This window comes from Mycobacterium sp. pW045 (assembly GCF_041287085.1).
GTDB lineage: Bacteria > Actinomycetota > Actinomycetes > Mycobacteriales > Mycobacteriaceae > Mycobacterium > Mycobacterium algericum_A.
Map to the genome: position 1 here is coordinate 258082 of NZ_JBGGKU010000003.1, position 17657 is coordinate 275738.

The 17657-nt window shown below is 68.9% G+C and carries 19 protein-coding genes and 1 pseudogene; 13 read left to right on the plus strand and 7 right to left on the minus strand.

What is annotated here, in order from left to right; all coding sequences use genetic code 11:
- Positions 1-103: 103 nt before the first annotated feature.
- Together ACAG20_RS06060 and ACAG20_RS06065 are read left to right on the plus strand one after the other, a co-directional pair.
- The gene (locus ACAG20_RS06060) at positions 104-673 is read left to right on the plus strand and encodes a type 1 glutamine amidotransferase domain-containing protein (RefSeq protein WP_370491925.1); all 570 of its coding nucleotides are present in this window, start codon (positions 104-106) and stop codon (positions 671-673) included.
- A complete protein-coding gene (locus ACAG20_RS06065) occupies positions 670-1020 on the plus strand; it encodes a hypothetical protein (RefSeq protein WP_370491926.1) in 351 nt (116 codons plus the stop codon). Before ACAG20_RS06060 ends, ACAG20_RS06065 begins: the two co-directional genes overlap by 4 nt.
- Positions 1021-1026: 6 nt before the next feature.
- Here the strand turns inward: ACAG20_RS06065 and ACAG20_RS06070 are convergent, their stop codons facing one another.
- Positions 1027-1509: a hypothetical protein gene (locus tag ACAG20_RS06070; RefSeq protein ID WP_370491927.1), complete on the minus strand. Its 483-nt coding sequence runs from the start codon at positions 1507-1509 to the stop codon at positions 1027-1029.
- Complete coding sequence (locus tag ACAG20_RS06075) at positions 1506-3839, minus strand: molybdopterin oxidoreductase family protein (RefSeq protein WP_370491928.1); 2334 nt, start codon at positions 3837-3839, stop codon at positions 1506-1508. The genes ACAG20_RS06070 and ACAG20_RS06075 overlap by 4 nt, the downstream gene beginning before the upstream one ends.
- Positions 3840-3889: 50 nt before the next feature.
- Here ACAG20_RS06075 and ACAG20_RS06080 point away from each other — a divergent pair.
- The 4 genes and pseudogenes from ACAG20_RS06080 (at position 3890) to ACAG20_RS06095 (ending at position 6653) form a co-directional block, all read left to right on the plus strand.
- Positions 3890-5142, plus strand: a pseudogene (locus tag ACAG20_RS06080) (aminotransferase class I/II-fold pyridoxal phosphate-dependent enzyme).
- Between the two features lie 37 nt (positions 5143-5179).
- Positions 5180-5743 (plus strand): hemerythrin domain-containing protein, encoded by a 564-nt coding sequence (locus tag ACAG20_RS06085; protein ID WP_370491929.1) that lies wholly within the window; start codon positions 5180-5182, stop codon positions 5741-5743.
- A complete protein-coding gene (locus tag ACAG20_RS06090; RefSeq protein WP_165824980.1) occupies positions 5740-5895 on the plus strand; it encodes a hypothetical protein in 156 nt (51 codons plus the stop codon). Before ACAG20_RS06085 ends, ACAG20_RS06090 begins: the two co-directional genes overlap by 4 nt.
- 14 nt (positions 5896-5909) lie before the next feature.
- Complete coding sequence (locus ACAG20_RS06095) at positions 5910-6653, plus strand: MBL fold metallo-hydrolase (protein WP_370492067.1); 744 nt, start codon at positions 5910-5912, stop codon at positions 6651-6653.
- 3 nt (positions 6654-6656) lie between these two features.
- Here ACAG20_RS06095 and ACAG20_RS06100 read toward each other — a convergent pair whose 3' ends face one another.
- A complete protein-coding gene (locus ACAG20_RS06100; RefSeq protein WP_370491930.1) occupies positions 6657-7592 on the minus strand; it encodes an esterase family protein in 936 nt (311 codons plus the stop codon).
- Positions 7593-7858: 266 nt separating this feature from the next.
- Between ACAG20_RS06100 and ACAG20_RS06105 the strand changes: the two genes are divergently transcribed.
- Positions 7859-8578, plus strand: a complete 720-nt coding sequence (locus tag ACAG20_RS06105) for a cutinase family protein (RefSeq protein WP_370491931.1) — start codon at positions 7859-7861, stop codon at positions 8576-8578.
- A 94-nt stretch (positions 8579-8672) separates the two neighbouring features.
- A complete protein-coding gene (locus ACAG20_RS06110; protein WP_370491932.1) occupies positions 8673-9962 on the plus strand; it encodes an MFS transporter in 1290 nt (429 codons plus the stop codon).
- Here the strand turns inward: ACAG20_RS06110 and ACAG20_RS06115 are convergent.
- Positions 9959-10393, minus strand: coding sequence for an STAS domain-containing protein (locus ACAG20_RS06115; protein ID WP_370491933.1), 435 nt, complete (start codon positions 10391-10393; stop codon positions 9959-9961). The two genes, ACAG20_RS06110 and ACAG20_RS06115, sit on opposite strands and share 4 nt — an antisense overlap.
- Positions 10394-10681: 288 nt before the next feature.
- Between ACAG20_RS06115 and ACAG20_RS06120 the strand changes: the two genes are divergently transcribed.
- The 3 genes from ACAG20_RS06120 (at position 10682) to ACAG20_RS06130 (ending at position 13775) form a co-directional block, all read left to right on the plus strand.
- Complete coding sequence (locus tag ACAG20_RS06120; RefSeq protein ID WP_370491934.1) at positions 10682-11671, plus strand: glycosyltransferase; 990 nt, start codon at positions 10682-10684, stop codon at positions 11669-11671.
- 19 nt (positions 11672-11690) lie between these two features.
- On the plus strand, positions 11691-12917 hold the full coding sequence (locus ACAG20_RS06125) for a glycosyltransferase (protein ID WP_370491935.1): 1227 nt from the start codon (positions 11691-11693) through the stop codon (positions 12915-12917).
- Positions 12918-13007: 90 nt separating this feature from the next.
- Entirely contained in the window at positions 13008-13775 is a 768-nt protein-coding gene (locus ACAG20_RS06130) for a GAF and ANTAR domain-containing protein (RefSeq protein ID WP_370491936.1), read from the plus strand.
- A 300-nt stretch (positions 13776-14075) separates the two neighbouring features.
- Here the strand turns inward: ACAG20_RS06130 and ACAG20_RS06135 are convergent, their stop codons facing one another.
- The 3 genes from ACAG20_RS06135 to ACAG20_RS06145 form a co-directional block, all read right to left on the minus strand.
- The gene (locus ACAG20_RS06135; protein WP_370492068.1) at positions 14076-14831 is read right to left on the minus strand and encodes an STAS domain-containing protein; all 756 of its coding nucleotides are present in this window, start codon (positions 14829-14831) and stop codon (positions 14076-14078) included.
- On the minus strand, positions 14824-15099 hold the full coding sequence (locus ACAG20_RS06140) for a chemotaxis protein CheB (protein WP_370491937.1): 276 nt from the start codon (positions 15097-15099) through the stop codon (positions 14824-14826). Before ACAG20_RS06140 ends, ACAG20_RS06135 begins: the two co-directional genes overlap by 8 nt.
- A gap of 88 nt (positions 15100-15187) precedes the next feature.
- On the minus strand, positions 15188-15856 hold the full coding sequence (locus tag ACAG20_RS06145) for a PAS and ANTAR domain-containing protein (RefSeq protein WP_370491939.1): 669 nt from the start codon (positions 15854-15856) through the stop codon (positions 15188-15190).
- A 285-nt stretch (positions 15857-16141) separates the two neighbouring features.
- On the opposite strand from ACAG20_RS06145, the gene ACAG20_RS06150 reads away from it, so the two are divergent.
- Both ACAG20_RS06150 and ACAG20_RS06155 read left to right on the plus strand, forming a co-directional pair.
- Positions 16142-16621 (plus strand): MPT63 family protein, encoded by a 480-nt coding sequence (locus ACAG20_RS06150; RefSeq protein ID WP_370491940.1) that lies wholly within the window; start codon positions 16142-16144, stop codon positions 16619-16621.
- Positions 16622-16677: 56 nt separating this feature from the next.
- Positions 16678-17649, plus strand: a complete 972-nt coding sequence (locus tag ACAG20_RS06155) for an NAD-dependent epimerase/dehydratase family protein (protein WP_370491941.1) — start codon at positions 16678-16680, stop codon at positions 17647-17649.
- Positions 17650-17657 lie beyond the last annotated feature (8 nt).

Below are 17657 nucleotides of genomic sequence, written 5' to 3' on the forward strand. Positions count from 1 at the left end.
GTACCCCCGCCACCCGCCGGCTACACCGCTTCGTTTGTGCGGCTGGGGCATCGGGTATGGGAGGTCCAGCACATGAGCTGCCCGACAGGGAAGGGGAAGGTCGATGTCCGGATCGCGAGAAGGGCGCCGCGTCGCGTTTCTGGTGGCGCCCGAAGGTGTCGAGCAGATCGAGTTGACCGAGCCGTGGCGCGAGGTCGCCAAGGCCGGGGCATCCCCGGTACTGGTGTCGACGACCACGGGGCCGGTTCAGGCGTTCAACCACCTGGACCGCGCCGACGAATTCGACGTGGACCGGGTGGTCGACGATGTCTCCGCGGATGACTTCGATGCGCTGGTGCTGCCCGGCGGGGTGGCCAACCCCGACCAGTTGCGCACCGACCATCGGGCGGTCGCGTTCGTGCGGGAGTTCTTCGATGCCGGCAAGCCGGTCGCCGTCATCTGCCACGGCCCGTGGACCCTGGTGGAGGCCGGTGTGGTGGCCGGGCGGCGACTCACGTCGTGGCCGAGCCTGCGCACCGACATCGTCAACGCCGGCGGCCAGTGGGCGGACGAACAGTTGGTGCGCTGCGACGCCGGCCCGTCGATCCTGCTGTCGAGCCGCAAGCCCGACGACCTGCCGGCCTTCTGCGAGGCGCTGGTCACCGAGCTGGAATCGCGGAAAGTGGCGCTGTGACCGGAGAACCGATGCCGGTACCGGTGCAGACCGACAACCATCGGGCTCGGCTCTGGGTCAACTGGGTGACGGCGCTGTTGACCGCTGCCGGGGCCGCCCTGGTGATGGTGTTCGCGACGGGGGCGGTGATGAGCACCGCCGCCTGCAGCACCACCGAGTGCCCCGGCCTGGGGCCGAGCGGCGTGGTGTTCGGCATCCTCTATTACGGCGCGCCGGTCATTGCCGCGCTGACCATCCTGATCTCGTTCTGGACGGCGGGGCGGCGGCGCGGATTCCTGGTCCCGCTGACCGGCTGGGTGCTGTTGGGCCTCGACCTGCTGGCGCTGGTGATCGCCTTCCGGCGCTAGCAGCCGCTAGCAGAGCAGGGCTTGCGGCGCCAGCTCTTTGAGCATGGTGGTGGTCCAGTTCAGCTGTCGCAGCGTCTCGGGATGGCACTGCGAGGCGAGCTCGAGCAGCGCGCTGTCGCGGGCGGCCTGGGCGCCTTGGGCGAGCAGCACCCAATCCACCGACACCGCCGCGGAATGCAGATGCAGGCTGCGCAGATCGGCCAGCAGCAGCAGCCCCGGCTCGGGCCGCCGGCCGAACACCACGCTGGCCGACTGGCGTAACCACGACAGCGGCCGCCCGATCCGGGCCGGCGACTCGGCCAGCCGCAGCCCGTGGTCCCGGCCGGCCCGCGCGAGCCGGCGAACATGATCATCGGACCACTCGGCGAGATCGGCGCACAGGTGGAAGACGTCGTGGTCGGCCTTGTGTCGTTCGCCCACCCGGCGGAACCGCCTGGCCAGCGACGTCTCGGAGCGGTGCAGCTCCCGTAACGCCAGGTCGATTTTCACCAGCCGCTCGGATCTGCCTCGGCGCGCTTGCGGATGCGCGCCACCGACGTCTTGAACAGCGGCTGCTTGGACACCGGGTCCCAGTCGGTGATCGTCACTTCGTTGGCCGCGCGGTGGTGGCCCGCCGCGTGTGCATCCCAGTAGCCGTAGTGAAACGGCAGGAACGCCACCCCCTCGCGGATGCCGCCCACCCGCGCGCGGGCGTACACACTGCCTCGCGCCGAACGGATTTCGGTCATGTCACCGTCGCCGATCCCGCGGCGCCGGGCGTCGGCCGCCGACAGCTCCACCCACACCTGCGGGGCCGCGTCGTTGAGTTGCGGCGCCCGGCCGGTCTTGGTGCGGGTGTGGAACTGGTAGACGGTGCGGCCGGTGGTCAGCCACAGCTCGTCGTCGCCGCCGGGCCGCTCATGCGGTGGGGTGTAGCCGGCGGCCCGCAACATCGCCTTGCCCGCGGGATTGGCCGCCCGGTACTCGGTGGGCTCGACCGCTGCTCCGGTGAGCAGGTCCTTGCCGTAGCTCTCGCAGTAGTCCGGTTTGCTGAAGAACGCGCCGTCGGCATAGAGCCGTTCGGTGCCGTCGGGATGCTCGGCGTTACAGGGCCATTGAATACCGCTGCCGCCGCGCAGCTTCTCGTAGCTGAGACCGGTGTAGTCGCAGGGTCGCCCGGCGCTGCAGTGCTGCCAGGCCGCGAACGCCGCCGCCGGATCCTTCCAGGTGATCAGTGGGGCGCCGTCGCGATCTGAAAAGTCCATCCGCTCGGCGTAGTCGCAGAAGATGTCCAGATCGGGGCGCGCCTGCCCGGGCGGGTCGACGGCCTTGTCGGACAGGTGCACCGTGCGGTCGGCATTGGTGAATGTGCCGGTCTTCTCGCCCGACGCCGCGGCCGGCAGCACCACGTCGGCGAGTTCGGTGGTCTCGGTGCGGAAGATGTCCTGCACCACCAGGAACAGTCGTGACTGGCCGAGGATGTGCCGGATGCGGCGTAACTCCGGAAGCGACACCGCCGGATTGGTGGCGCTGACCCACAGCATCCGCAGGCTGCCCTGCTCGGCATAGCGCAACATCTGCATGACGTGCGTGGGCTCGGAGTAATGCGGGATCTTCGCGGGGTCGACGTTCCACAGCCGGGCCAGCTCGGCGATGTGTTCGTCGTTCTGCCAGTTCCGGAACCCCGGCATATCACCGTTGGCGCCGCACTCGCGGGTGTTCTCCGCGGTCGGCTGCCCGTTCATCTGCAGGACGCCGGCGCCCGGGCGACCCAGCATGCCGCGAATCAGGTTGAGGTTGTTGACCTGGACCGCCGCCGCGGTCGCCTGATGGGACTGGTAGAAGCCCTGTAACACCGTCGACAACAGCCGCTGCGCGTGACCGAGGATCTCCGCGGCACGCCGCAGCTGCCCGGCCGGCACATCACAGATCTTCGCCACCCGCTCGAGCGGATACTGTGCGACGCAGGCAGCCAGCTCGTCGTAGCCGACGGTGTGGGCGGCCACGTAGTCGTGGTCCACCCAGTCGTTGGCGATCACCTCGTGCAGCAGGCCGTTCATCAACGCCAGGTTGGTCCCGGGAACCGGCGCCAGATGCACCGTCGCCGCCTGGGCGACCGGCGTTTCACGCGGGTCGACACAGATCAGCTGCGGCGGGTCGGCGCCGGCCAGCCGATCGAGCATGCGAGACCACAGCACGGTCTGTGTCTCGGCCACGTTGTGGCCATACAGTGCGATCACGTCGGCGTGGTCGACGTCGGTGTAGGAGCCGGGCTGGCCGTCGCAGCCGAACGTCTCCTTCAGCGCCCACTCGGCGGTGGCGGTGCACATCCGGGTATTGCCGTCGATGTGATTGGTGCCCAGCCCGGCGTGGGCGATCACCGCCAAGGTGTAGTACTCCTCGAGCAGCAGCTGACCGCTGGTGTAGAAGCCGATCGCGCTCGGCCCAATATCCCGCAGCAGTGCCTGCGTCGTCGACACGATCCGATTCATGGCGGTGTCCCAATCGGATTCGACCAGCCGGCCGCCTTCCCGCACCAGCGGCACCGTCAACCGATCGGGGGAGTTGTTGGCCTGCCAGCCGAACAGATCCTTGGGGTCCACCCGGCCGTGGTTGACCCGGTCGACGCTGCGGCCGCGGACTCCGACGATCCGGCCGTCGTGGGCGGCGATGTCGATGCCGTCGCCGTTGGAATGCAGCACCGCCGCGGACTGCGTCCAATCCACCTCGTCGGCGGCCAGCCCTTCGCTCAGCTCGGTGTCCACCCGGTCGGGCCACCGCTGCCCGGCGGCATACGGTGTCCTCGCACCCCACGGCTCGGCGATGCGGTCAGTCATCACCTCCGGTTACCCGCTGACCGTCGTGGGTATGCCTGGCCGATATGGCCGAGATGGATCACCGCCGAGCACCCGTGCTGGAAGCCCTGGCCGACTACCACCGCAAGGACCGATACGGCTTCAGCCCGCCGGGACACCGCCAAGGCCGCGGCGCCGATCAGTTGGTGCGTGATGTGCTGGGGGACGACCCGTTCCGCGCCGACGTGCTGGCGCGCGGCGGGTTGGACGACTGGGCTGGATCACCCCGCGCTGGGACGCCGACCGAAATTTCAGCCATCCGCCGTCGCCCGAACGGGTAGCCGGGACATGGGAGGAACATCCCGATGCCGCGGGCGCGCTGATCGTCAGCCCGTCACCGTATGGCACCTGTGCGGACCTGGCCGCCATCGCCGAGATCTGTCACCGGCGCGGCAAGCCGCTGATCGTCGACGAGGCCTGGGGCGCGCACCTGCCCTTCCACGACGACCTGCCGACCTGGGCGATGGACGCCGGCGCCGACGTCTGCGTGGTCAGCGTGCACAAGATGGGGGCCGGGTTCGAGCAGGGCTCGGTGTACCACGTCCAGGGCGACCTCATCGACCGCCAGCGGCTCACCGCCTGCGCCGACCTGTTGATGACCACCAGCCCGAGTGTGCCGATCTATGCGGCACTGGACGGCTGGCGGCGCCAGATGGTGCAACACGGACACCAGATGCTGGACGCCGCACTGGCATTGGCGCGCGAGGTGGGTGCGCGTATCGACGAGCTGCCCGACGTCGAGGTGCTCGACGATGTGCTGCTGGGTGCGGAGGCCTCCCACGACCTGGACCGGATGCAGGTACTGGTGGACGTCGCGGCGACCGGCACGTCGGGGTACCAGGCCAGGGATTGGCTGCGCGAGCAGCGCTGCCTGGACGTGGGATTGGCCGACCACCGTCGCATCCTGGCGACCATGTCGTTTGCCGACGACCGCGGCAGCGCCGACCGGCTGCTGAATGCGTTGAGCGGGTGGCGTTCCGCTGCAACGTCTTTCGAGCCGCCGGCGCCGGTCCGGTTGCCCTCGCCCGAGGAGATGCAACTGGAGAGCGTGGTGCTGCCGCGCGACGCGTTCTTCGGCCCGACCGAGATGGTCGCCGCAGCGCAGGCCGCCGGCCGTATCGCGGCCGAGCAGCTCACGCCGTATCCGCCGGGCGTGCCGGCCGTGGTGCCCGGCGAACGCCTGGACATCGCCGTCATCGACTACCTGCGATCCGGTCTGGCGGCCGGAATAGCGTTGCCCGACGCCGCCGACCCCTCCCTCGATCACATCCGGGTGGTGGCCGGCTGAGGGTTTCACCATTTCCGGGCCGGGGTAGTCGGTAGCCATGACACAGACGTCCCTGCACACCCCGGTCGACGTGGTCGATTTCCTGACCGGCCAGCACGAACGGATCAAGACGCTCTTCGACGAGACGTTGCGTGCCGCCGGTGCCGAACGCGAGGAGTCCTTCGTCCGGCTGCGACGGCTGCTGGCCGTGCACGAGACCGCCGAGGAGGAGATCGTGCACCCGCGGGCCGCCCACGAACTCGACAACGGCCGCGAGATGGTCGAGGCGCGGCTGGCCGAGGAGAAGCAGGCCAAGACGGCGCTGAGCGAACTGGAGAACGTCGACGTCGATTCGGAGTTCTTCACCGAGAAGCTGCGGGAACTGCGTGACGACGTCGTCGAGCATGCCGGCCACGAAGAGCGCGACGAGTTCGCCGGGCTGCGTGCAGAACTCGGGGACATCGAACTGCAACTGCTGGAGCGGGCGGTCAAGCTCGCCGAGGCGATCGCGCCGACCAGGCCGCACCCCGGAGTCGAGAGCGCGCCGGCCAATGCGTTCGTGGGGCCGTTCGCCTCGATGGTGGACCGGGCGCGCGACGCGATCCTGGGGTATGGCTCATGATCGGGCTCGGTCTGCTGCTGCTGATCCTCGGGCTGGTGTTCGACGTCTACGTACTGTGGGCGATCGGGATCGTGCTGCTGGTGATCGGCGTGGTGTTCTGGGTGCTGGGAGCGGTCGGCCGGCCCGTCGGCGGCAGACGTTACTGGTACTGATCGCCATGTCAGCCGTGCTGGAACGCGATGCCGCCGACGGCGTGCACCGGGTGGCGCATGCGGCGGTCAACGTCTATCTGATCGAGGACGACAGCGGGGTCACCATGGTCGACACCGGGCTGCCGGCCACCTTCCGGCACCTGGAGACGGCGTTGGAGCGACTTGGCCGCACGATAGGGGACGTGCAGGCGGTGGTGTTGACCCACGCCCACTTCGACCATGTCGGTTCGGCCCGGTGGGTCCGGAACCGGTGGCAGGTGCCGGTGTTCGTACCCGCCGCCGACCAGTATCTTGCGGCACATCCTTATCGTTACGCTCACGAGAACAGCCGGGTGTTCTATCCGCTGCGCTATCCGAGATCGATCCCGTACCAGGCGAAGATGGCCGCCGCCGGCGCGCTGCTCGTGCGCGGCATCTCGGACACGACGTGCTACGGCCCGGACACCGTCCTCGATATCCCGGGCCGACCGCAGGTGGTGTTCAGCCCGGGCCACACGCTCGGCCACTGCGCGTTGCACCTGGCCGACCGCGACACGCTCATCGCGGGGGATGCGCTGGTCACCCTCGACCCCTATACCGGTGTCACCGGGCCGCAGATCGTCTCCGGCGCCGCGACGGCCGACAGCTCCGAAGCGCTGGCGTCGCTGACCGCGCTGGCCGACACCGGCGCGGGGACCGTGCTACCCGGCCACGGCGAGCCCTGGCGGCAGGGCATCGCCTCGGCTGCCGAAGCCGCCCTGCGGGCCGGCCCGTCCTGAGTATCAGACCTGGCCGCCGGCCCCCAACGTGCGCTGCATGTCCGGCTTCATCGCGACCAGCTGGGCGTTCCAGTAACCCCAGCTGTGGACCCCGTTGGTGTCGAGGTTGAAGGTCGCGTTGTGACCGCCCGCGGCGGTGTAGGCGTCGCGAAAGGCGTTGTTGCTCTGCATGACCACCTGCTCGATCACCTGGCCCGGCAGGCTGCCTTCACCGATCTCCGACGGGTTGCCGTTGCCGCTGTAGATCCACAGCCGGGTGTTGGCGCCTGCCAGTCGTCCGGCCTGGACGGTTGGATCGTTGCGCTGCCAGCCCGCGCTGCCGGTGGGTCCCCACATGTCCTGCGGGTTGAAGCCGCCCTCGTCGTTCATCGCCATGCCGATCAGCATCGGGCCGTTGCCGCTGGACGGGGTCAGCAGCGCTGAAAGCGATGCGGCGTAAGCGAATTGCTGCGGATGGTAGGCCGCCAGGATCAGCGCCGACGATCCCGACATCGACACGCCCACCACCGCGTTGCGGGTCGAGCGCACGCCCCGCCCGGCGAGGAAGCTCGGCAGCTCACTGGTCAGAAATGTCTCCCACTTGTAGGTCTGGCCATTGGCCGACCCGTACCAGTCGGTGTAGAAGCTGGAACGTCCGCCGACCGGCGCCACCACCGAGATCCCGGACCCGCTGTACTCGTTGAAGGCCGGCGTTTCGATGTCCCAGCCGCTGCGGTCGTCGCGGGCCCGCAGGCCGTCGAGCAGATAGACCGCCGGCGCGCCGCCGCCCTGGAATTCGACGGTGATGTTGTGGCCCATGCTCGGCGATGGCACCGACAGGAATTCCGGAGCGGCAGCGCCGGCCGGCGCCGCCGCTCCCAGGCCGATCAGTCCCGGCAGCAACGCCGCCGCCGCGGCGGCATGGGTGACCTTGCGCCGACACGTTGTGTTGTTCCACATTTGTTTCTCCCCTTTCGCGCACATCCGAGCCAAGGCCGGCCGGCCGGGTGCGCGAGAGGGGAGGGATCGACACAGGGCCCGTGAGGCTTTGGATTTTTCATCGCTCGGCTTCATGAGACACCGCGGATGGTTGCCCTACAGTCTGAAGACAGACGCCGAACCTTCTTGTCTTAACAAAGTGGGAAGCCGTTGTCCAGAGTGCGGTCCGAAAGAAAAAATTCGGATTCGCGGTTTGAGCCCGAGCCGCGGCGGGCACCTACACCGACATGTCTGCGCTTGGCTTCCGTTATCGCATCGGCCCGCTGGTGACGGCAGCATTCGCTGCCGGTGCCGCAATCCTTTTCACCCCCGGCGTTCCGGCCGCGAGCGCCCAGCCGTGTCCCGATACCGAGCTGGTGTTCGCGCGCGGAACCGGTGAGCCGCCCGGTGTCGGACCGACCGGGCAGGCGTTTGCCAACGCGCTGAGCGCGCGGCTGGCACCGAACCCGCTGGCGGTCTACGCGGTCGACTACCCGGCCACCGACCAGTGGGACACCGGTGTCGACGGCATTCGGGACGCCGGTGCGCACGTGGTCTCGCGGGCAACTTCTTGTCCCCGCACCAAGATGGTGCTCGGTGGCTATTCGCAGGGCGCCGCAGTGATGGGCTTCGTCACCTCGGCGCAGGTGCCCGACGGCGTCGACCCGGCGACGGTGCCCAAACCGCTGGATCCCGATATCGCCGAACACGTCGCCGCGGTCGTGCTCTTCGCGATGCCCAACGAGCGGGCGATGAGGTTCCTCAAAGAACCCACGATCGCGATCGGGCCGTCGTACCAGGCCAAGACCTTGCAGGTCTGCGCGCCGGAGGACGCGGTCTGCTCGGAGGGGCTGAGCTTCGCCGCTCACGACAGCTACGCCGGCGACGACGCGACGATGGTCGAACAGGGCGCCGACTTCGCCGCTCACCGGCTGCAGAGCCGGCTGGTAGACACTGCCCGGCCGTAGTCGCCGTCGCCGGCGCTGGCGGCGCGACCAGATCCGGGTCGCCGATCCCGCGGATGTTCGGCGCTCCATCCGGGGTACCGCCATCGGCAACTTCATGGAGTGGTACGACTTCGGGGTCTACGGCTACCTCGCCACCACGATCGCGCGGGTGTTCTATCCGGGTGCCGGCAGCCTGATCGGCGCGTTTGCGACGCTGGCCGCGGCGTTCGCGATGCGCCCGCTGGGCGGGTTGGTCTTCGGCCCGCTCGGCGACCGGATCGGACGCAAACGGGTGCTGGTCACCACCTTGGTGCTGATGACGCTCGGCACCGCCGCCACCGGCCTGCTGCCCGGCTATCGCGCCATCGGTGTCGCGGCGCCCATCCTGCTCATAGCGACCCGGATGGTGCAGGGCTTCTCGGCGGGCGGTGAGTACGTCGGCGCGATGGTCTATGTCGGCGAACACGCCCCCGACAACAAGCGGGGCATGATGGCCGGATTCCTGCCGCTGAGTTCGCAGGCCGGTTACGTCGTCGCCGGTGCGCTGGTGACCGGGCTGCAGACCTGGCTCTCCGATGAGGCGATGCTCAGCTGGGGATGGCGAATCCCGTTGCTGCTCAGCGCTCCACTGGGGTTGGTCGCGCTGTATCTGCGGCTGCGCCTGGACGAATCACCGGCATTCCGGCAGTCCGGCGGCGGCCGGGGCGATGGCTCCGGTGACGACGACTCGGCCGCGGCCCAGTTGCGCCGTACCGCCAGACAGTGGCGGCCGGTGGCGCTGTGCGTCGCCCTGGTGCTGACCTACAACGTGACCGATTACCTGCTCACCGGGTACCTGCCCAGCTACCTGCAGACCTCAGCTCGGATCCCGTACCCCGGCGGGCTGCTGCTGATCGTGCTGACACTGCTGGCGATGATGGGCACCGTCGTGCCGATGGCGCGATTGTCCGACCACATCGGCGTCAAGCCGGTGCTCTGGTCGGGAGCCATCATGCTGGTGGCGCTGTCGGTCCCGGCGTTCATGCTCATCAGCTCCGCCGCCAACTACCTGGTGGCCTTCGCCGGGGTTGCCCTGATCGGGGCGATGCTGCTGTGCTTCGACGCCACCCTGCCGGCGACCCTGCCGGCGCTGTTCCCGACCCGGGTGCGCTACGGGGCGCTGGCCATCGGCTTCAACCTGTCGGTATCGGCGTTCGGCGGCACCACCCCGCTGGCTGCCGAGGCCCTGGTGTCGCGTACCGGCAATCCGCTGGCCCCGGCCTACCTGCTGATCGCGGCCGGTGTGATCGGCGCGATGGCGCTGGTCTTCACCCCGGAGGTTGCGGGCAGGCGACTGCCCGGCTCGGGGCCCGCGGTCGAGAGCGAAGCGCAGGCCCGCGAGCTGGTCGAGGGCCGAGACGGTTAGTGGACCCGGCGCAGCCCCGGTACGGCGGCAAGCGCCTCGGCCACCGACGACGTCGTCGGCAGCGTGTTGTCGGGGTCGCAGATTCGCAGCAGCCGGGTGACCGCCGGCCCCGGCACCGTCGTGCAATAGGTCAGGGTGTCAGTGCACCTGTCGACGATCTCTCGCAGCGCTGAAAAGCCCGCGGTGCCAATGAATTCCACATCACTGAGGTCGAGGACCAGCCATTGGCACGACGTTGCGCAGTGGTGCACGTGCTCGGCGAGTTCGCCGGCGTTCGCGGCGTCGAGCTCACCGTTCACGCTGATCACCGCGCCGGCCCGCCCCCAGCGGGTGACGGCGCGGGCGGTGTGGCTCTGCCAGGTGTCGGACGTCGGAACGGAATTTATTCGAGGTGCCGGGAACACCGGCTCAGCCTCTTTGAGAGCGGACATTAGATCACTCCATCAGTCGAAACTCGTACTGTGGGATCGCGTCGATGCGAGTTACACCTTCACGGACGAGCTGGGGAACAGGGAGTAGCCTCCCTGGTCTGCGTGCTTGACGCGTCTTCCGGGTGGCTGTGAACTCAACCTGTCCATGAACCTACGCCACTGTCCTCCGCTATGCAACGGATCGGTAACGCTGCTGCGATGAACACCCGGTAACAAATTGCGTTGCAGCAAACCGCTTCGAGGACCGTTTCGACGTTTAGCGCCAGAGCCGGCGGGTAACAAGCGGTTATGGCGTTTCCGCTGACCACCCGGCGTTCGGTGCTCGTCTGGCACGTGCACGGCTCCTGGATGGACTCCTTCGTCGCCGGCCGGCACCGCTATCTCATTCCGGTCGACGTTCCGCACGGCCCCGACGGCCGCGGGCTGTGCGGGCGCGACTGGCCGCGGGCCGTGGAGGTACCGCTGGGCGAGTTGCGCGACCAAGACGTCGACCTGGTGGTGTTGCAGCGCCCGCACGAGCTGGAGTTGGCTGCTCGGCTGCTGGGCCGCCGGCCCGGTATCGACGTTCCCGCGGTCTACGTCGAGCACAACACGCCGCGGCCGTTCGTGGTGGAAAGCCCGCATCCGATCGCCGACCGCGGCGACATCTCGCTGATCCACGTCACCGACTTCAACCGGCTGATGTGGGACAACGGCCGCGCCCCGACCACGGTCATCGACCACGGGATCGCCGATCCGGGCCACCTGTACACCGGCGACATCGCCGCGGCGGGCGCGATGATCAACGAACCGGTGCGACGGTGGCGCACGGTGGGCGCCGACCTGCTGGGCGCTTTCGGGCAGTCCGCGCCGGTCGACGTCTGGGGGATCGGCACCGAAGAGCTCAACGACCCGGCTCATCGCTGCGCCGGTGTCACCGGCCGCGGCGACCTGCGAACCGCTCCGCTGATGAAGGAACTGGCGCATCGGCGCGTCTACCTGCACACCGCGCGCTGGACGTCGCTGGGATTGTCGCTGCTGGAGGCCATGTTCCTGGGCATGCCGGTGGTGGCGGTGGCGTCGACCATGGCACCGCTGGTGGTTCCCCCCGAGGCAGGCGTCGTCAGCGCCGACGTCGACACCTTGCGGACGGCGCTGCGCGGGCTGGTCGCCGACCGCTACCTGGCCGAGGTGGTCGGCAAGGCGGCCCGCGACTATGCGCGGGACCATTTCGGGCTCGAGAGATTCCTGCGGGAGTGGGATCGGGTCATCGAAACGCAGTGCACGGCGGGGCCGTGACCACCAGGGGAGGATCGCGATGAGGATCGCAATGGTTTCCGAACACGCCAGCCCGCTCGCCGCGCTCGGCGGAGCCGACGCCGGCGGCCAGAACGTCCACGTCGCCGAGTTGTCGGCGGCGCTGGCCCGCCGCGGTCACGACGTCGAGGTCTACACCCGCCGCGACGACCCCGACCTGCCCGAACGGGTCGACACCGAACAGGGCTACACGGTGGTGCACGTGCCGGCAGGACCGGCGCGGTATGTGCCCAAAGACGAACTGCTGCAGTACATGGGGACGTTCGGGCGTTACCTGGATCAGCAGTGGGATCGCGCGCGTCCCGACATCGCGCACGCGCACTTCTGGATGTCGGGGATCGCCACGCAACTGGCCGCCAAACGCCGTCGGGTGCCCACCGTCCAGACGTTCCATGCGTTGGGCGTGGTCAAGCAACGCCACCAGGGGCACCGCGACACCAGTCCCGCCGAACGGCTGCGGCTGGAGACCCGGGTCGCGCAGGAGGCGACCTGGGTGACGGCCGGTTGCAGCGACGAGGTGTTCGAGTTGATGCGGCTCGGCCGGGACCGGTTGCGGATCTCGGTGGTGCCCTGTGGTGTGGACGTGGACCGGTTCACGCCGCACGGCCCGACCGCCCCCCGATCGGGTCGGCGCCGCATCCTCGCGGTCGGAAGGTTCGTGCCCCGCAAGGGATTCGACACGGTGATCGAGGCGCTGACCACCGTCCCGGCAGCGGAACTGGTGATCGTCGGCGGACCCGAACGGGCCGAGCTCGACACCGTCCCGGAGGCCTGCCGGCTGCGGAAGCTGGCCACCGATCTCGGTGTGGCGGACCGGGTGTCGCTGTACGGCTCGGTCGCCCGCGACGATATGCCGGCGCTGTTGCGGTCGGCGGACGTGGTGACGTGCACCCCGTGGTACGAACCGTTCGGCATCGTGCCGCTGGAGGCGATGGCGTGCGGGGTGCCGGTGGTGGCGTCGGCGGTGGGCGGCATGCTCGACACCGTCGTCCACGACCTGACGGGCCTGCTGATCCCGCCGAAAGACCCCCGCGCCTGTGCGAACGCGGTGACGGCGATCCTGCGGGACCGGCGCGCCGCGGCGGCGTTCGGCACCGCCGGCCGGGAGCGGGCCCGCTCGAGGTACTCCTGGGAGCGCGTCGCCACCGACACGCTGCGGGTCTATGACCGGCTGCTGCCGGTGCCCGCGCCGGTCCGCACCGCGGCGCGAGCGTCGGGGCAGGGCTGACCCCGACGCTGTTGCCGCCGGCGACGGATCGGAGGAACATTGGCTGCATTGGACGGCGCCTCGGACGGTGTTGGCGGATGGAGCAACGGCATGGCGGTGGCTGACCGCAGCGACATGATGCGCGATGTGGCCAACCTGGTGCGCACGTTGGACGAGCGTCTCCGGGTCGATGCCGACGGTGTGGTCGACGAGCTGATCACCAGCCTGCTCCGCCACCTGCCCTATGCCCAGCACGCCGGTGTCACGGTCGCGACGTCGGGCGGCGATGTGCAGACGCTGTTCGCGACCAGCCGCTACCCGGCCGTGCTCGACGACATTCAGCGCCGTCGGCGGCAGGGGCCGTGCCTGGCCGCGGCCTTCAAACACCATGTCGTTCGGCTGGACGATATCTTGCGCGAGGAGCGCTGGCCGTCGTATTGCCGGGAGGTCGCCGAAACGACGCCGATCCGGTCCATCCTGGCGTTCGAATTGTTCACCGGTCGGGGAAGCACCGGATCCTTGAACTTCCTGGCCGAGAGCCCGAACGCCTTCGACGACGAGGCGGTGGAGCTCGGGCTGACCTTGGCCACCCACGCCGCGCTGGCCTGGCACATGGTGCGCCGCGATGAGCAGTTTCGCAGCGCGCTGGCCTCCCGCGACGTCATCGGGCAGGCCAAGGGGATGCTCATGGAGCGGTTCGACATCGATGCGGTGCGCGCCTTCGAGCTGCTCAAACGGCTGTCGCAGAACCTGAACACCCCGCTTGCCGAGGTGGCGCAACAGGTCGTCGGTGGACAAGGCGCCGGGACTGTTCCTCGGCCACACGCCGATGAGCCTGCGGCACCGGGTCTTCCGCAAGGCGGCGGCGTCAACGTATGAATGGCCCAGCCGCCCTGCCCGACGGTGTGCCCGGCGCGGAGAGCGCGAAATCTAAGCGGCCCTACATGTTGCGCTGCGTGGGTGCTGCGGCACACCAGCGGGTCCACCCGCGAGATCGGAGCGTCTTTGACCAGGTCGTTGTGGCCGAAGATCACCCCGCGTCGCAGGTCCTTGTGACCGACATACCGGCCGAGGTTGATCAGGATGGTGTTGAACAGTGCCGAGACTCTTCGAAGCTGGCCTGCAGGACGTCCAGCGCTCGCAAACGCTACTCGCGGGACACCGCGAGGCCGGGTACAGCTACAGCCGATTCTGCGGGCCGAGCACAGCCCACACCGTTTTGCCGCTGGGGGTGGGGCTGCTGCCCCAGGCGCGGCACAGCGCACCGACCACGGCCAGCCCGGAGGTCCGGTCGGCGCCACCGGCGGCGGCTTCGTGGCGCATCGCCGGCGAGCCGTCGGCGTCCTGGACGGCGATGGTGACGGTGGAGCCGGCGGCTTCCAGCAGGATCACCGGTGTGCTTTCGGTATGGCGAAGCACGTTCTCCACCAGCGCATCGACGATCACCTTGGCGGTCGGGACCAGCCGGTCCTGCGACCAGTTGGTCAGCCACTCGGTCACGAAGTCGCGGGCGCCGCGCAGGCTGCTCAGCCGACGCGGCAGCTCGATGCGCACCCGGCGGCGCGGGTGCCTGGCATCAACGAGTGAGGCCAGCGCGCTCTCGACGTCGGCATGCACCGGCACGTAGCGGGTCACGCCGATGCGCGAAATCGTCTCGGCGACCTCCGAGCGGGCGCAGACCAGCAGGATCGGGATGTCGGGCCAGGTACTCACATGCCAACGGGCGCTGGTGAACACCGACCAAGCCGAGAGCGCCGGCACGTCCAGGCGATCGACGTCGACCATCACCGCCTGCGGTTCGTCCATCGCCGCCTTGATCACGCTGTCGCGCAACTCCAGATAGGTGCTGCTGTCCAGCCTGCCCAGGGCGCGCAGCAGACACGCGCCGGCCACGGTGTCCGCGGACACCGTGAGCTGACCCGGCTTTCTAGGCAGGGCCCGCATCCTGCCGGTGATCGATGGCGGCCAGCCGGCCGCCCAATACCGACGTGGCGTGTTCGGCGGCGATGATCGCCGGCAAGGTGCTGTGGCGATCCAGCATCCGGGACAGCACGCTGGGTGCTGCGGCCGGCATATGCAGCACGACCAGAATCGCACCGGGCAGCGTCGCCGGCAGTTCGGCGGTGAAACTCTTCAGCGCCTCGACGCCGCCGGCCGAGGCCCCCACGCCGACGACGTTGAGGGGGCGGGGATTATCTGCCATTGCGCTCACCACCTTCAGGTGGCTACCCACTCCGGCGGCGTAGGCAACCTCCGTGGGCGATGCCCAGCGTGGTCTTCTTGGCGCAGCGTCAGTCGACGGTCAGCAGCGTGTGATCCACCAACGAGACCGAATCAGGGCTGAAGGCTCCGCTCATGGCCACCAGAAAACGCTCTGCGAGGTCGCGCACCTTGATGTTGGTCTCCTGGGAGCGCCAGACCAGGATGTCGAATGCCCGTTCGGCGGAGATGCCGTAGCTGGCCATCAACACCCCCTTGGCCTGCTCGATCACCGCCCGGGACTTGGCGACCTCGGAGACCGCGGCGCTGACATCGGACTGCAGCACATCGGTCACGTCGACGTAGAAGCCGGCGGTGCCGGTCACCACCCCGGCGTCGTCGACCATGCGGTCACCGACCACGATCACCCAGTGCACCTGCCCGGCGGTGTCGACGATCCGGTGCCGGCTGCTGAACGGCTCGCCCTGGATGACGCGGTCCAGCACCTCGGCGACCTGCGGGCGGTCCTCGGGATGCTTGTGCTGCAGCAGCAACTCGGTGTTGGGCACCACCGTCCCCGGCTCATAACCGTGCATCCGCGCCACGGTGTCCGACCACTCCCAGCGCTGTTCGCCGAGAAAGTACCGAAACCGGCCGACGCGTTGCGGCTCACCGTGGCCCACTACGAGATCAAGGTCACTACGGACCTCGAGATCGTCGCCCGACGGCGTCGCAAATTGCGCATTCGTATCCCCGACCACCGCATACCCGCCTTCTCGTACCCACAAGCTATGAGCTGATTCCACGTTCCGGCGGCAAGCCGCGGTCTGGAATCACAGGAAGGAATGCAAGGACGTCCCGACCGGCGCTGTCTGCTGAACGCCCGAGCTTTTCGTAACTATCCACAATTTCCGGAGGGCCCGCAACCGAATCATGATTTGTTTCCCCGCCGACGCTCCCGGGTACCTGCTGATCACGGGTGCGGTGTTGGTTCCAGCAAAGTGGATCGCCGCCCCGGTGACGACTCGCGATGAAAGGAGTCCGACGTGAAGTTCTCCACGACTGCAGCCAAGACAGCCGCCGGCGCGGCGGGAATCGCCGCGGTGAGCGTCTTTGCCGCCACAACCGCGATGGCCGAGCCGGCGATCCAGCCGTTCGGCACGCCCGAACAGCTCAACGACGGCGCACTGTCGACGTCCTACACGGTCAGCAACCTGGGACCGGCCAACGTGGTCATCCCCGGCTACCAGCCGGACGGCAAGCTGTACCAGGCCGACGTGACCGCTCGCGCGGACCGGGGAACGGTGACCCCGCTGGTCACCGCCTTCAACGCCCGGGCGGCCAACAGTGACACCTACCGGGTGATCAACACCGTGCCCACGCCGGGTGGTATCAACCCCGGCCCGATCGCCCAGGGCGCGTCGGCCGACGGCAAGATCTACTTCGACGTCACCGGCCCGCCGCCCGACGGCGTGGTCTACAACGACGGCGTCCAGGACGTGATGATCTGGACGAACAAGGCTTGACGCCGGCCCGAGATGGGCCCGATCCCCGGGATCGGGCCCATTCGGACGGGGTCGCCATGCGTGCGCTGAACCGTGTTCTGATCACCGGCGGAGCCGGATTCCTCGGCAGCCGGCTGTGCGCCCTGCTGCTCGCCGAGGGCGCGCAGCGGGTCTGGTGCGTCGATGACCTGTCCACCGCCTCGGAAGCCAATCTTGCTGTGATACAGCGTCTTTCCGGCCTCGAGTTCATCGAACACGACATCTCCGAAGGGTTCGCCGACCCCCGCCGGTTCGGGCCGCTGGATGCGGTTCTGCACCTCGCCTCGGCGGCATCCCCGCCGGACTATCTGCGGCTGCCGATACCGACGTTGCGGGCCGGCGCCCAGGGGACCGCGGCTGCGCTGGCCTTGGCCGAGGCGTGCGGCGCCCGATTCGTGCTGGCCTCCACCAGCGAGGTCTACGGTGATCCACTGGTTCATCCCCAGGACGAAAGCTATTGGGGCAACGTTAATCCCATCGGAGTACGCAGCGTCTATGACGAAGCCAAGCGGTTCGCCGAGGCGCTGACGTTCGCCTATCAGCGGGCCCGCGGCGCCGACGTCGGGGTGGCCCGGATCTTCAACAGCTACGGGCCGGGCATGCGCCTCGACGACGGCCGGATGGTGCCGACGTTCTGCGGTCAGGCGTTGCGCGGCGAGCCGATCACCGTCGCCGGAACCGGACGCCAGACCCGTTCACTGTGCTTCGTCGACGACACCGTCGCCGGGCTGATCGCGCTGGCCCGTCACAATGTCAGCGGCCCGGTCAACATCGGCAGCCCCGACGAGCTGACCGTGGCCGAAGTCGCCGAACTGATCCGCGACCGGTCCGGCAGTGCCTCGCCGATCCGGCACATCGCCGCCGCGGGGGACGACCCGCAGCGGCGCTGCCCGGACATCCGGCGTGCCCGCGAATCGTTGGGCTGGGCCCCGAAGGTCGGTGTTGCCGAAGGCCTCGACGCGACCATCGCCTGGTTCCGTCCCCAGATCGACGTCACCGCAACGGTTTAGCGAACCGT

What these genes read in the sequence shown, in the direction of transcription:
- ACAG20_RS06060 (WP_370491925.1), top strand. Translation starts at nt 104, where the DNA reads ATGTCCGGATCGCGAGAAGGGCGCCGCGTCGCGTTTCTGGTGGCGCCC.
- ACAG20_RS06085 (WP_370491929.1), top strand. Translation starts at nt 5,180, where the DNA reads ATGACACAGACGTCCCTGCACACCCCGGTCGACGTGGTCGATTTCCTG.
- ACAG20_RS06090 (WP_165824980.1), top strand. Translation starts at nt 5,740, where the DNA reads ATGATCGGGCTCGGTCTGCTGCTGCTGATCCTCGGGCTGGTGTTCGAC.
- ACAG20_RS06100 (WP_370491930.1), bottom strand. Translation starts at nt 7,592, where the DNA reads ATGTGGAACAACACAACGTGTCGGCGCAAGGTCACCCATGCCGCCGCG.
- ACAG20_RS06105 (WP_370491931.1), top strand. Translation starts at nt 7,859, where the DNA reads ATGTCTGCGCTTGGCTTCCGTTATCGCATCGGCCCGCTGGTGACGGCA.
- ACAG20_RS06110 (WP_370491932.1), top strand. Translation starts at nt 8,673, where the DNA reads ATGGAGTGGTACGACTTCGGGGTCTACGGCTACCTCGCCACCACGATC.
- ACAG20_RS06115 (WP_370491933.1), bottom strand. Translation starts at nt 10,393, where the DNA reads ATGTCCGCTCTCAAAGAGGCTGAGCCGGTGTTCCCGGCACCTCGAATA.
- ACAG20_RS06120 (WP_370491934.1), top strand. Translation starts at nt 10,682, where the DNA reads ATGGCGTTTCCGCTGACCACCCGGCGTTCGGTGCTCGTCTGGCACGTG.
- ACAG20_RS06125 (WP_370491935.1), top strand. Translation starts at nt 11,691, where the DNA reads ATGAGGATCGCAATGGTTTCCGAACACGCCAGCCCGCTCGCCGCGCTC.
- ACAG20_RS06130 (WP_370491936.1), top strand. Translation starts at nt 13,008, where the DNA reads ATGGCGGTGGCTGACCGCAGCGACATGATGCGCGATGTGGCCAACCTG.
- ACAG20_RS06140 (WP_370491937.1), bottom strand. Translation starts at nt 15,099, where the DNA reads ATGGCAGATAATCCCCGCCCCCTCAACGTCGTCGGCGTGGGGGCCTCG.
- ACAG20_RS06155 (WP_370491941.1), top strand. Translation starts at nt 16,678, where the DNA reads ATGCGTGCGCTGAACCGTGTTCTGATCACCGGCGGAGCCGGATTCCTC.